This is a genomic window from Brevundimonas sp. SORGH_AS_0993 (assembly GCF_030818545.1).
Classification (GTDB): Bacteria; Pseudomonadota; Alphaproteobacteria; order Caulobacterales; family Caulobacteraceae; genus Brevundimonas.
In genome coordinates, this window is the sequence record NZ_JAUTAH010000001.1 from 1,372,150 (window position 1) to 1,384,665 (window position 12,516).

At 68.4% G+C, this 12,516-nt stretch carries 15 protein-coding genes and 1 other RNA gene; 4 read left to right on the forward strand and 12 right to left on the reverse strand.

The window, feature by feature from the left end:
- Nucleotides 1-3: 3 nt before the first annotated feature.
- From mraY to QE389_RS14640, 7 genes are read right to left on the reverse strand one after another with little or no spacing between them, the layout of a single operon-like run.
- Nucleotides 4-1,113 carry a phospho-N-acetylmuramoyl-pentapeptide-transferase gene (mraY, locus tag QE389_RS06805; RefSeq protein ID WP_307365698.1) on the reverse strand — a complete coding sequence of 370 codons (1,110 nt, stop codon included), beginning with the start codon at nucleotides 1,111-1,113 and terminating at the stop codon, nucleotides 4-6.
- 9 nt (nucleotides 1,114-1,122) lie between these two features.
- Nucleotides 1,123-2,565: a UDP-N-acetylmuramoyl-tripeptide--D-alanyl-D-alanine ligase gene (gene murF / locus QE389_RS06810; protein WP_307365700.1), complete on the reverse strand. Its 1,443-nt coding sequence runs from the start codon at nucleotides 2,563-2,565 to the stop codon at nucleotides 1,123-1,125.
- Nucleotides 2,558-4,015: a UDP-N-acetylmuramoyl-L-alanyl-D-glutamate--2,6-diaminopimelate ligase gene (locus QE389_RS06815; protein WP_307365702.1), complete on the reverse strand. Its 1,458-nt coding sequence runs from the start codon at nucleotides 4,013-4,015 to the stop codon at nucleotides 2,558-2,560. Before QE389_RS06815 ends, murF begins: the two co-directional genes overlap by 8 nt.
- The gene (locus QE389_RS06820) at nucleotides 4,012-5,784 is read right to left on the reverse strand and encodes a penicillin-binding protein 2 (protein WP_307365704.1); all 1,773 of its coding nucleotides are present in this window, start codon (nucleotides 5,782-5,784) and stop codon (nucleotides 4,012-4,014) included. Before QE389_RS06820 ends, QE389_RS06815 begins: the two co-directional genes overlap by 4 nt.
- Nucleotides 5,781-6,227, reverse strand: coding sequence for a cell division protein (locus QE389_RS06825; protein WP_307365706.1), 447 nt, complete (start codon nucleotides 6,225-6,227; stop codon nucleotides 5,781-5,783). Before QE389_RS06825 ends, QE389_RS06820 begins: the two co-directional genes overlap by 4 nt.
- Nucleotides 6,224-7,231 carry a 16S rRNA (cytosine(1402)-N(4))-methyltransferase RsmH gene (rsmH, locus tag QE389_RS06830; protein WP_307365707.1) on the reverse strand — a complete coding sequence of 336 codons (1,008 nt, stop codon included), beginning with the start codon at nucleotides 7,229-7,231 and terminating at the stop codon, nucleotides 6,224-6,226. The genes QE389_RS06825 and rsmH overlap by 4 nt, the downstream gene beginning before the upstream one ends.
- Nucleotides 7,228-7,476, reverse strand: a complete 249-nt coding sequence (locus QE389_RS14640) for a division/cell wall cluster transcriptional repressor MraZ (protein ID WP_373458341.1) — start codon at nucleotides 7,474-7,476, stop codon at nucleotides 7,228-7,230. The genes rsmH and QE389_RS14640 overlap by 4 nt, the downstream gene beginning before the upstream one ends.
- On the opposite strand from QE389_RS14640, the gene QE389_RS14645 reads away from it, so the two are divergent.
- Nucleotides 7,475-7,543: a hypothetical protein gene (locus tag QE389_RS14645; protein WP_353781517.1), complete on the forward strand. Its 69-nt coding sequence runs from the start codon at nucleotides 7,475-7,477 to the stop codon at nucleotides 7,541-7,543. The genes QE389_RS14640 and QE389_RS14645 overlap by 2 nt on opposite strands.
- A 537-nt stretch (nucleotides 7,544-8,080) precedes the next feature.
- On the opposite strand, the gene rnpB is transcribed toward QE389_RS14645, so the two are convergent.
- An RNA gene (gene rnpB / locus QE389_RS06840) (RNase P RNA component class A) lies at nucleotides 8,081-8,469 on the reverse strand.
- 133 nt (nucleotides 8,470-8,602) lie between these two features.
- Between rnpB and QE389_RS06845 the strand changes: the two genes are divergently transcribed.
- Nucleotides 8,603-9,037, forward strand: coding sequence for a BLUF domain-containing protein (locus tag QE389_RS06845; protein WP_307365711.1), 435 nt, complete (start codon nucleotides 8,603-8,605; stop codon nucleotides 9,035-9,037).
- Nucleotides 9,038-9,137: 100 nt separating this feature from the next.
- Nucleotides 9,138-9,491 (forward strand): helix-turn-helix domain-containing protein, encoded by a 354-nt coding sequence (locus tag QE389_RS06850; protein WP_307365712.1) that lies wholly within the window; start codon nucleotides 9,138-9,140, stop codon nucleotides 9,489-9,491.
- Here the strand turns inward: QE389_RS06850 and QE389_RS06855 are convergent, their stop codons facing one another.
- From QE389_RS06855 to QE389_RS06870, 4 genes are read right to left on the reverse strand one after another with little or no spacing between them, the layout of a single operon-like run.
- Complete coding sequence (locus QE389_RS06855) at nucleotides 9,492-9,857, reverse strand: hypothetical protein (protein WP_307365714.1); 366 nt, start codon at nucleotides 9,855-9,857, stop codon at nucleotides 9,492-9,494.
- Nucleotides 9,857-10,321: a hypothetical protein gene (locus tag QE389_RS06860; RefSeq protein WP_307365716.1), complete on the reverse strand. Its 465-nt coding sequence runs from the start codon at nucleotides 10,319-10,321 to the stop codon at nucleotides 9,857-9,859. Before QE389_RS06860 ends, QE389_RS06855 begins: the two co-directional genes overlap by 1 nt.
- A 13-nt stretch (nucleotides 10,322-10,334) precedes the next feature.
- Entirely contained in the window at nucleotides 10,335-10,679 is a 345-nt protein-coding gene (locus tag QE389_RS06865; RefSeq protein WP_307365718.1) for a hypothetical protein, read from the reverse strand.
- Nucleotides 10,680-10,710: 31 nt separating this feature from the next.
- Nucleotides 10,711-11,262: a helix-turn-helix transcriptional regulator gene (locus QE389_RS06870; RefSeq protein WP_307365719.1), complete on the reverse strand. Its 552-nt coding sequence runs from the start codon at nucleotides 11,260-11,262 to the stop codon at nucleotides 10,711-10,713.
- A 42-nt stretch (nucleotides 11,263-11,304) separates the two neighbouring features.
- Here QE389_RS06870 and metK point away from each other — a divergent pair, with 42 nt between their 5' ends.
- Nucleotides 11,305-12,516, forward strand: a complete 1,212-nt coding sequence (metK, locus tag QE389_RS06875; RefSeq protein ID WP_307365721.1) for a methionine adenosyltransferase — start codon at nucleotides 11,305-11,307, stop codon at nucleotides 12,514-12,516.

The following is a 12,516-nucleotide window of genomic DNA, read 5'->3' on the forward strand; positions in this document are numbered from 1 at the left end:
GGATCAACGCAGCTTCAGCGTCGACAGGCCCAGCAGGGCCAGGGCGCCGGCGATGATCCAGAAGCGGATGACGACGGTGGATTCGGGCCAGCCCATCTTTTCGAAATGGTGGTGGACCGGCGCCATCAGGAAGATGCGCTTCTTGGTCAGCTTGTAATAGCCGACCTGGATCATGACCGAGGCGGCCTCCATGACGAACAGGCCGCCGACGATGCCCAGGACCAGTTCGTGCTTGGTGGTGACGGCGATGGCGCCCAAGGCCCCGCCCAGGGCCAGGGAGCCGGTGTCGCCCATGAAGATCTTGGCTGGCGGAGCGTTGTACCAGAGGAAGCCCGCGCCCCCGCCGATCATGGCCGCGCAGAAGATGGCCAGTTCGCCCGCGCCGGGAACGTGGTGGACCTGAAGATACTGGGCGAAGACGAAGTTGCCGCAGAGGTAGCTGATCACCCCGAACGCGCCCGCCGCCATCATGACCGGCACGGTCGCCAGGCCGTCAAGCCCGTCGGTCAGGTTCACCGCATTGGAGAAGCCGACGATGGTGAAGGCCGCGAAGGCCACATAGAACCAGCCGATATTGAGCAAGACCGCCTTGAAGAAGGGGAAGGCGATGGACGTCTCAAGCCCCGGCGAGGTGGGCGAGGCCGTCATCCAAAGCACCGTCAGCACGCCCGCGATCACGGCGACGACCGTTTGGGCCAGAAGCTTCTGTTTCGAGGTCAGGCCGGCCGAAGTCTGTTTCGTCACCTTGGCGTAGTCGTCGATGAAGCCCAGGACGCCGAAGGCCGCCGTCACCCCCGACACGATCCAGATGTAGGGATTGGTCAGGTCCGCCCACAGCAGGACGGCGACGCCGATCCCGGCCAGGATCATCAGCCCGCCCATGGTCGGGGTCCCGACCTTCGACAGGTGGCTGACCGGGCCGTCGTCGCGGATCGGCTGGCCTCGGCCCTGTTTGGCGCGGATCCAGTTGATGAAGCGGCTGCCCATGGCCACGGCCACGATGGCCGCCGTCGCCAGGGCCAGGGCCGTGCGGACGGTCTGATACTGAATCAGGTTCAGCAGCGGATACTGGTGCGCGACATCGGCGTAATAGAGATAGAGCAGGTAGAACATCTTTTTTCCCTACCGCGCCGCGCGCGGCGCGTCGCTGCTTGAGGGGGCGCTTTCGGCGCTGTTCAGGCCGGCCAGGGCGTTCGCCACCAGCGAGGCCCTGGATCCGTTGGAGCCCTTGACCATGACCACGTCGTCGGGCGCGACCAGCAGCGCCGCCTCGGCGGCCAGTTCGGCGGCGGTGGCGCGCCACAGGCCCCGGCGCGAGGCCGGCAGGGCGTCGTAGAGCCAGCGCATCTGCTGCGGCCCGGCGGCGTGAACCAGGTCCAGTCCGGCCGCCGCGATGGGGCCGGCCAGCCCTTCGTGCAAGGCGCGACTGCGATCGCCCAGTTCCAGCATGTCGGTCAGGACCACGACGCGGCGGCCCGAGACGGCGCGCGCGCCCAGCGACCGAAACCCGGCGGTCATCGACAGGGGATTGGCGTTATAGCTTTCGTCGATCAGGGTGAAGGCCCCGCCGGGAATGGCGACGACGCGGCTCTGGCCCCGCCCGGCCAGGGGCTGGAAGCGGGCCAGGGCCTGAAGCCCCGTCTCCAGCGGCACGTCCAGCGCGTCCAGCATCAGAAGGACGCACAGACTGTTCAGCCCCCAGTGGGCGCCCGACTGGGCCAGGCGATAGTCGATGCGACGGCCGAACAGTTCGGCGGCGACCGAGGCCCCCTCGGCGTCGGGTCGGAAGTCCAGCAGGCGGGCGTCGCGCCCGGCGTCTGTCCCGAAGGTCAGCAGCCGCGCGCCCACCGCCCTGGCCGCGTCGCCCAGCACCCCGGAGAAGGCCACGTCGCCATTGGACACGGCCGCACCGCCAGGGATCAGGCCCTGAAAAATGGCCGCCTTTTCGCGCGCGACCCCGGCCTCGCCGTCGGCGAAGGCTTCGATATGGACCGGGCCGACGGTGGTGACGCAGGCGGCGTGGGGCGCGACCAGTTTCGACAGGGGCGCGATCTCGCCCGGCGCGTTCATGCCGATCTCGAACACGGCGCGCCGGGTTTCGACCGGCATCCGCGCCAGGGTCAAGGGCACGCCGATATGGTTGTTGTAGCTCTTGATCGAGCCGTGGGCGGGACCGGCCAGGTCCAGCCCGGCGCGGATGGCCTGGGTCACGCTGGTCTTGCCGACGCTGCCGGTGACGGCGGCGCGCTTGACCTGGGGGGCGCGTTCGCGGGCGGCGACGCCCAGGGCCTGCAGCCCCTTCAGCGTATCGGGAACCACGATGCAGGGCCCGCCTGCGACCGGGCGTTCGACCAGGGCGGCGCCGGCGCCCGAGGCGAAGGCCCCGGCGGCGAAGTCGTGACCGTCACGTTCGCCCTTCAGCGCCAGGAACAGGTCGCCGGAGACGATCTCGCGGCTGTCGTAGGTCACGCCCGCGATGGGGCGGTCGTCGCCATGCAGCACGCCGCCCGTGGCGGCGGCGACTTCGGCGGCCGTCCAGAGCGGGCGGGCGATGGGTTCAGGCATGGACGGACAGGGCCTCGGACGCGACAGCGGCGTCGTCGAAGGGGTGAGTCGTCCCGTCGACGATCTGACCCTGTTCATGCCCTTTTCCGGCGACGACGACCACATCTCCGTCGCGCATCATTTCAACGGCCGCGTGGATGGCCGCATGACGGTCGCCGATCTCCAGCGCGTCGGGGCAGCCGGCCCTGACCTCGGCGCGGATGACGGCGGGGTCTTCGGAACGCGGATTGTCGTCGGTGACGATGGCGACGTCGGCCAGACGCCCGGCGATGGCGCCCATCAGGGGCCGCTTGCCGCGATCCCGGTCGCCCCCGGCGCCGAAGACCACGATCAGCCGCCCCGTGGCGTGGGGACGAAGGGCGGTCAACACCGTCTCCAGCCCGTCGGGCGTGTGGGCGTAGTCGACATAGACCTCTCCGCGCCCGGTCTCCGCGCCGATGCGCTGAAGCCGGCCCTGGGCGCCGGTCAGCCCCTCCAGCGCGCCGATCACGGCGTCGGCCGGATCGCCCGCCGCGATGCACAGGCCCGCCGCCACCAGGGCGTTCGACGCCTGGAAGGCGCCGGCCAGCGGCAGCAGGATGTCGCGCACGTCGCCGCGCACGTCCAGGGTCAGGCGCTGGCCTTCCGGCGTGGCCTGGCGGCCGATCAGCATCAGGTCGCGCCCGCGCTGGCCCACGCCGAAGACGCCCAGGCCCGCCATGATCGAGGCCGAGGCGAAGGTCGAATAGGCGTCGGAATCGGCGTTCAGCACGGCGGTGCGGCCGCGCGGCAGCAGGGTCTCGAACAGGCGCATCTTGGCGGCGCGATAGCTGTCCATCGTGCCGTGATAGTCCAGATGATCCTGGGTCAGGTTGGTGAAGGCGGCGGCCTTCAGCGCCACCCCGTCCAGCCGGCGCTGGTCGATGCCGTGGGACGAAGCCTCCACCGCAACGTGGGTCACGTCCCTGCGCGCCAGTTCGGCCATCAGGCGGGCGGCCTCCGCAGCGTCGGGGCTGGTCAGGCCGGGGCCGGTCAGGGCGTAGGTCTTGTCGCCCTTCTGACCGACGACGCCCAGGGTGCCCATGCTGGCCGACGGGTGGCCCAGGGCGGCCCAGATCTGACGACAGAAGGCGGCCACGGAGGTCTTGCCGTTGGTGCCGGTCACGGCCACGCAGGTCTTGGGCTGGGCGCCGTAGAAGCCGCGCGCGGCGATGGCGTAGGCGCGGCGCACGTCCCCGGACGTGACCAGGACCGGGGCGGCGGTCTCGGGCGTGTCGGCGGGGGCCAGGACGGCGGCGGCCCCTTGCGCCAGGGCCTGGGGAATGAAGGCGCGGCCGTCGGCGGCCGATCCCGGCAGGGCCACGAACAGGGCGCCGGGCGCGACCTTGCGGCTGTCGGCGGTGACGCCGGTGATCACCGGATCGGAGGACAGGTCGCGGCGCAGCAGATCGGACAGGTGAAGCGCGCTCACTGGACGCCTCCCGCCGGCGCGGCGGCCTGCGGAATCTTTTCGCCCGTGACGGTGCGCCAGCGGTCGCCGTGGCGCTGCACCCCCAGGAAGCCAGCGATGCGGTCGGCGATGTTGCGCACGGCAGGGGCGGCGACATAGGCGCCGGTCTTGGGATAGGCGCCCGGCTCGTCCATCACGATCAGGATGGCGTAGCGTTTGGCCGTGAGCGGACCATCGACCGGAAAGACCGCCGCGAAGGAGCCGACCGCGTGGCTGGGGTCGTAATGGCCGTTGACCAGCTTGTTGGCCGAACCCGTCTTGCCGCCCACCCGCAGACCCGGCGCATCGGCGAAGCCGCCCGAGCCGTTGACCACGTTGCGGCGCATCAGGTCCAGCATGATGCGCGAGGTGTCTTCCGTCACCACCTGCGGCGTCGGGGCGCCGCGCAGACCGCCCTTGCGCAGGGTCAGAGGGATCATCCGCCCGCCGTTGGTCAGGGCGCCCATGGCCTGGATCACCTGGGCCGGCGTGACCATGATGCCATAGCCGAAGGACAGGGAGGCCAGGGTCGAGTTGTCCCAGCGGCGCGGCAGCACCGGCCGGGCCGATTCCTTCAACTCCACGGTCGAGGCGTTCAGCAGACCCAGGCGACGGAAATAGTCGCGCATGGTGTTCGGCCCCATCTGCAGCGCCAGTTGCGACGTGCCGATGTTGGACGAGTGCAGATAGACCTCTTCCAGCGTCATGACCCGGTTCTGGGCGTGGAAGTCCTTGATCTTGCGGTCGCCGATCTGGAAAGCCTGGGAGGCGTCGAACAGGGTGTTCATGTCGGCCTGGCCCGTGTCCAGACCAGCCGCGACGGTGAAGCTCTTGAACACCGAGCCCATTTCATAGTGGGCCGCGACGGCGCGGTTCAGGGTGGCGCCTTCGGGCGCCGCGGCCCGGTCGGCGGGACTGAAGGCCGGCCAGCTGGCCATGCCCAGGACCTCGCCCGTCTGGACGTCGGTGACGATGCCGACCGCGCCCTTGGCCTGGGCCTTGATGGCGGCCGCGGCCAGCTCGTTCTCCAGCACGCCCTGGACACGCAGATCGATGGACAGGGGGAAACTTTCTCCCCGTTCGCCGGCGGCGCGGATCTCGTTGTCGAAGGCCAGTTCGGCGCCGGAAATCCCCTGCCCGCCCGTATCGGCGTCGCCGATCAGATGCACGGCCGAGGTTCCCAAAGGATAGGCGCGGCGATCCTCTGGCTCGAAGGCGACGCCGCCCAGGGCCAGGGCGTGCACCGCCGCCTTTTCCTGCGGGGTCAGGCCGTTCAGCACGATCAGGCGCCGATCGCCGTTCAGCACCTTGCGCAGGCGCGCCGGCTGGATGCGCGGCAGGGAGCGGCGAATCTGGGTGAAGGCCAGGTCGCGGTCCCATATCTCGGCCGGGTCGATGTAGAGGCCGTAGTGGACGATGTTGGCCGCCAGCAGTTCGCCGTTGCGGTCGGTCAGATCGCCACGCACCAGGGCGTTCGGATTGACGCCGGACCAGCGGCCGTTCGTCTGGGCGAACAGGGCCTTGTACGACGCGCCGACCGCCAGGCCCGCAAAGACGCAGGAAAAGACGATCAGGATCAGGAAGATGCGGACGCGGGTGTCTTCTTCCGGACGGGCGTCGGCGCGGGCGCGCTCGAAGCCGTGTTCCAGACGCCAGACCAGTTCGGACAGCCAGCGCCAGAAGGGCGACAACCGCCCCTGAAGGTCCACGCCGGGCGCCGGGCGGTGATAACGGTGATCCTGAACGCTCATCGCGGCGCCTCCGGCATGGCGGCGGCGTCGTCATCGACAGCAGGGCTGACGGCGGGCGACGGGGCGGCAGGCGCGGCGGCGACCGGCCTGGACCCGTCCGGCTTCAGCTGGGCCAGTTCGCCCGCCTCGGCCTGACGATGAACCTCGGTGGGCGCCAGACCCGCCTGACGCGACAGGTTCTCCAGCCGCGCGGGCTGCTCCAGCCGGGCGACCTCGGCCCGCAGCAGGCGGACGCGCTGATTGTTGTCGTAAATCTCCCGCTCCAACTGGGCGATGCGGCTGCTTTCGCGCGCCGCCGCCGCCTTGGCCGCATAGACGGAGACGATCATGACCGCGACCAGACCGACGCCGATGATGTCGACCCACCGCACGCCCCGGACCTTCCAGTCGAACAGGCGCTGAAGAACGGTGCGGGAATAGGTGAAGAAGGGCGCCGTAGTCATGCCGCCGCCCCTGCTCTGATCGGGCCGTCGATCCGACCCCAGGCCGGGGCCTCGGTGCGGACCGCCGCACGCAGCTTGGCCGAACGGGCGCGGGGATTGGCGGCGCGCTCTTCGTCGCCCGCCTCGCGCGCGCCCTTGAACTGAAGAGCGAAGCTGGGCTTGCGCGGATCGACGGCGATGGGCGCGTGGCGCGACCCGGCGGGCGAATTGCCCGTGCGTTCGGTCAGGAAAGCCTTGACGATGCGGTCTTCCAGCGAATGGAAGGTGACGACGGCCAGACGGCCGCCAGGCGCCAGGGTCGCCTCAGCCGCCTCCAACCCGCGCTCCAGCTCGCCCAGTTCGTCGTTCACGGCGATCCGCAGGGCCTGGAACACCCGCGTCGCCGGATGGATCGGCGCGCCGCGACGGCCGCCCAGGGCCTTTTCCACGACCTCGGCCAGGTCCAGGGTGCGTGTGAAGGGCCGTTCGACGCGGCGGCGCAGGATGGCGGTGGCCACGCGGCCCGACTGACGCTCCTCGCCATACAGTTTGAAGATGTGGGCCAGGGGGCCGTGGTCCCAGGTGTTGACGATGTCGGCGGCGGTCGCGCCCTCATCGGACATACGCATATCCAGCGGACCGTCGCGCATGAAGGAGAAGCCGCGCTCGGCCTGGTCCAGCTGCATCGACGACACGCCGATGTCGAAGACGGCGCCGTCCAGCCGCGCCGCGCCGCTGTCGGCGAAGGCACTGCCTGCGAAGGCTTGGGCCAGGCCCGAAAAGGGCGTGCGGACCAGTTGGAACCGGCCCGGGAAATCGTTGGCGACGGCGTCGGCGTGCGGCTGGACCGTCGGATCGCGGTCCAGGGCGATGACCTGGGCGCCCGTCTTCAGAATGGCGCGGGTGTAGCCGCCAGCGCCGAAGGTGGCGTCGATCACGACGTCGCCAGGCGCGGGCGCCAGGGCCTCGATCACCTCGGCCAACAGGACGGGCGCATGAGGCGAGTCGGGGGGCGCTTCGGTCACGATCCGCCCCCCGCCAGCTTCATCTGGGCCGCCAGCTTCAGGGCGCCGATCTGGGCCATGCCAGCCTTGGCCAGGGCGCGCTGCTCGGCGCGACGGGCCGCCCATTTCTCGCGCGACCAGATCTGGAAGCGGTCGTTCAGGCCGACGATGACGACGGTGTCGCCCAAACCGGCCTCGGCGCACAGACTTTCCGGCAAGGTGATGCGGCCGCCGGAATCGTAGGCCAGGCGCACCTGCTCGCCCATCACCTGCCACTCCAGGGCCGAGCGTTCCTCGGAGCCGAACGGCAGGGATTCGATCATCTCGGCATAGACGGCGAACAGGCGGTCTCCGCCCGCCTCCAGACAATCGGCCTCGATGGAGGGGAAGATGAAGACGCCGCCGGCGGCGCCGTTTTCCGCCGTGCGGAAATCATTGGGGATCAGGAGACGGCGCTTGCCGTCCAGCTGCTTCTCATAGGTCGAGAGAAACACGCCCTGCCCAATCGAACCCTTCGGCCCGTCCCTAGATGCCTTGACGAACGCCCGCCGCGCCCGCCTTTCAGCCCCAAATCATTCTCCTGGGATAGCATGGGATGAAATGGGTCTCAATGGGATTGAGACCAAGTTTTAACCATGTTTTGACGTCTGACGGGCCAGACAGCGCCAAAACATCAGAACATACATGGAACATCTCAAGTATTCACAGGCTGTGAGGCGTTCTAAACTTGTGCGGACGCATAAGGGGTTAACGGCCTCCACCCCCTGAACGGGACGTCGGAACGCTGAAATGCGGGGATAATCCGCCCTCGGACCAGGGCGGCGTTCGGACCAAGCAGGCCCAAAGCCGGCAGGCCCTCAAGAAAGAGATTTTGTCAGACGGCCTGTAAGCCGGGTTCTGTTCCGCCCCAAACCGAAGCCTGGAGGCGGCGACGATCATTCCTCTGGACCCGCCATTGCTGACGGGTTCTCGCGACCTACCCGGACATCCAGGGCGGTGAACCCTGCGGGCGAACCCGCGCGATGTCCCTATTTGGTCTTGCTCCAGGCGGGGCTTGCCATGCCGTCCCTGTCGCCAGGTCCGCGGTGGGCTCTTACCCCACCCTTTCACCCTTACCGGCCTCGCAAGGCCGGAGGTTTGCTTTCTGTGGCGCTATCCCTCGGGTCGCCCCGGGCGGAAGTTATCCGCCGCCTTTTCACCGTGGAGCCCGGACTTTCCTCGACGGACGCGAAGTCCGCCGCGACCGCCCGGCCGTCTGACGGGGCGCTAGATGCGCCCGCAGACCCGACGGGTCAACCAGGGGATGAAATTCGGATGGCCGATGAAGATGCTGGTCAGTACGACAGAACCTGTGGCAAGGGCGGCGGGAACCTCCGCCTTTGCCTGACTTCGATGCCTCTCGAACACCTGATCTACAAGAGCCGCTCGGCCATGGATTATCCGAGCGACCAATCGCTGAGCGACATCCTGTCCGTCTCGGACAGGAACAACCGTCGTGACGGGGTGACAGGCGGGCTGGTCGTCGCCGCCCGCACCTTCCTGCAGGTGCTGGAGGGCGACGGCGCCACCCTGGATCACGCGATGACGCGCCTGCACGCGGACCCGCGCCACGCCGACATCGTGATCCTGAACCGCCAGCCCATCGCGCAGCGGCGCTTCGAGGGATGGGCGATGATCGGCGCGGCCGTCAAACCGACCCGCGACATAGTCATGGATGAATTGGCCGCCTTCGCCCAATTCGACCCGGACTATGTAATCGACCGTATGCTGACGCTTCTGGCGGATCGCTTCCCGCGTGAGGCGACACGTCGTGAAAGCCGAAAATGACCCCAAATCCGCGGTATCTTGCCGCCTGACGAGGGAGACCGCTTGACGTGGTCGCTGTTTTGGGGCCTCAGCAGGCGCTTCCAGTTTTTGCCAGGCCAAGATGACCGACGCAGTAGACCCCGTTGACATCGCGATCGGCGCCCGCATCCGGACGCGACGCGAGGAACTCCGCATCACCCAGGCCCAGTTGGCGGCCGGCGCGGGCGTGACCTTTCAACAGATTCAGAAGTACGAACGGGGCGTCAATCGCGTGTCGGCCGCGCGCCTGCTGCAGATCGCGGCGGTGCTGAAGTCCACCGGCGCGGCCCTGCTGGGCGAGCTGGAGACGGCCGAAGGCGACGAACTGGCCCTGGCCGCCCCCGGCGTGTCCGAACTGCTGGCGGCGTTCCGCGACATCCGCGACACCGCCAAGCGCGACGCCCTTCTGTTGGTCGCCCGCAGCCTGCGCGACTGATCAGCCGCGCTTGCTGGCCTGGCGCAGCAGACGGGCGACGGGGGCGTCGTCTTCCGCCTCGCCCAGCGCCAGCTTGGCCAGCCAGCCCTGAACGGCCTGGAGAGCCTGCACGTCCAGGCCGTCCGACCGGCCCGCGTCGGCCAGATTCTGGCGCACCACCTCCAGCAGACAGGCCGCCTCTGCCGGGTTCGTCGGCATGTGGCCCAGAAGGGTGGTTTCCGCCTCGTCCATGGGGGCCAGGTCGACCGTGGCCAGGAGGTTGTCCTGACTGCCGGCCAGTTCGGCGCGATAGAGTTGTTCGGCGATGTCGGTCGTCGACAACCAAGCGCGGAACAGCGGCATGAAGGTGTTTTGGGCTTGGGCCATCATTGGACTTTGACTTTCAGAGGCCCGCGCTCCAGCGCGGGCCGGGATTTTGGACGGGCGTAGGGCGCGCGACGCGCCTCCCAGACGCCGAAAAGCGCCAGCAGCATGAGCTCGGCCCAGATCGTCATGCGAGCGGTGACGAGAGACCAGATCAGGGCGTCGGGACCGATCAGAGACGAAAGGTGCGTGCAGAAGGCGAGGAACTGGGCGCCGACGGCGAACAGCAGCCACCACCGATCATGGCGAAGGCTCAGCCAGATCAACTGCGCCAGCAGACAGCATGAGATGATCGCGACCGCCCATCGAAACTGACCGATCACGAGGTGATCGAGCCAGTCGGACAGGATTTGAGCCAGGACTAGTCCTGCTCCGGCCGCGCGCTCCGGACGGCCGCCCTTCCAGATCAGCAGAACGAGCGCGACATAGGTCAGCGCCGTAGCTGCGATCAACAGGGGCGACGGCATCCGACGGCGTTCCTCAGGCGGCCAACTGGACGACTTCGGCGGGCAAGGCGGCGGTGGGCCGGGTCCCCTTGTCTTCACCAACGCCTTCAAGACGCCAGCCGATGCCGTGATCTTCCGCGACCGTCGCCAGATCGGCGTGGCCCGCGACGACGCTGGCGCGAACTGTGGTCAGTTGCCCCAGGCCCGCGACGATGCTCTCGAGGGCGGACTGCCCGACCTCTGCCGCCAAACGGCTTTCGACCCGCCCCTCCAGCGAAGTCTGGATCAATCGACACACCTCGACCATGGCCTGATCGATGGCGTGTTCGGCGGTTCTCAGTTGCCGGGCGACCCGGACCCCCACCAGCCTGTCTTTCATTGTTCGTCGCTCCTACGGAATGATGTCCGCGTCAGCGGGCCCAGTCGGGAGCGATCTGGTCGAACAGGGAGGGAACCACCATGCCGGCCGTCACGATACCGATGGCGAGCAGCAGGGCGACTACGGCGCCGATCACCATGATCCCCAGCCGAGCGCCGATCCCTTTGGGGGGCGGCGGCAAGGGCCAGGACGTGGCTTCGGACGTTCCGAGGTCGCCAGGCCGATCCCCCGACGCCGGGACAACAGGCATCAACTCGGCCGGTTCGGGAATGAGTATCGGCGCCTCTGAGTAGCCGTTACTCAGGCGCCGCGCGGCGAGCTTCCGGTCGGAAACGCCCAGTTTGGCGTAGGCCCGGTGCAGGTGGTTGCCGACGGTGCGGGGCGACAGATCGAGGCGCGCAGCAATCTCCTTGTCCTCCAGCCCCAGGCCGGCAAGGCGCACGCATTCCTCTTCTCTGGGCGTCAGACCGTCATGCATCGGCTTCTGTTTACCGTATTCCGGCCCCGTGTCAGCCTCCATCCGCACGACGACAGGCTTGGCCCCGACGCGAAGCGCGACGCCATCGCTTGCGGATATAAGCATATCTTTATATGTCTATGCGCCTGACACTGACAGGAGCCTCTCTTGGCCGCTCGTTCCTCCTTCCTCTTCACCTCCGAAAGCGTGTCCGAAGGGCACCCGGACAAGGTTGCGGACCGCATCTCGGACACCGTCGTCGACGCCTTCCTGTCCAAGGACCCCGAGGCGCGCGTGGCGTGCGAAACCTTGGTCACGACCCAGCGGATCGTGCTGGCGGGCGAGGTCCGCGCCACCCAACCGGGCGCCACCAAGGAACAGAACGAAGCCTTCACCCAGTCGATCATCGACAGCCTGGAACCGCTGGTCCGCGCCGCGGTCAAGGACATCGGCTACGAACAGGACGGCTTCCACTGGGAAACGGCGGACTACGCCTGCTTCCTGCACGCCCAGTCGGCCGACATCGCCGTGGGCGTCGATTCGACCAACGAGAAGGACGAGGGCGCGGGCGACCAGGGCATCATGTTCGGCTACGCCTCGAACGAGACGCCGGAGTTGATGCCGGCCACCCTGCAGTACAGCCACAACATCCTGAAGCGCCTGGCGGAGGTGCGTCACGCCGGCGGGTCGCAACTGGAGCCCGACGCCAAGAGCCAGGTGACGATCGAATACGAGAACGGCAAGCCCAAGCGCGCCGCTTCCATCGTCCTGTCCACCCAGCACGCCAAGGGCCTGAGCGCCGCCCAGGTCGCCGAGATCGTCAAACCCTACGTTCTGGAAGTCCTGCCCGAGGGCTTCACCGACGAGAAGACCGTCTGGCACATCAATCCGACCGGCATCTTCGAGATCGGCGGACCGGACGGCGACGCCGGCCTGACGGGCCGCAAGATCATCGTCGACACCTACGGCGGCGCGGCGCCCCACGGCGGCGGCGCCTTCTCGGGCAAGGACCCGACGAAGGTGGACCGTTCGGCCGCCTACGCCTGCCGCTATCTGGCCAAGAATGTCGTGGCGGCCGGTCTGGCCGACCGCTGCACCATCCAGATCTCCTACGCGATCGGCGTCGCGGAGCCTCAGTCGATCCACGTCGACCTGCACGGCACGGGCAAGGTCTCCGAGGCCCTGCTGGAAGACAAGCTGTTGGGCCTGATCGGCGGCGCCACGCCGCGCGCCATTCGCCAGCACCTGGGACTGAACAAGCCGATCTACGCCCGCACCACGGCCTATGGCCATTTCGGCCGCGAACCGGACGCGGACGGCGGCTTCAGCTGGGAAAAGACCGATCTGGTCGAGCCGTTGAAGGCCTTGGCCCAAGGCTGA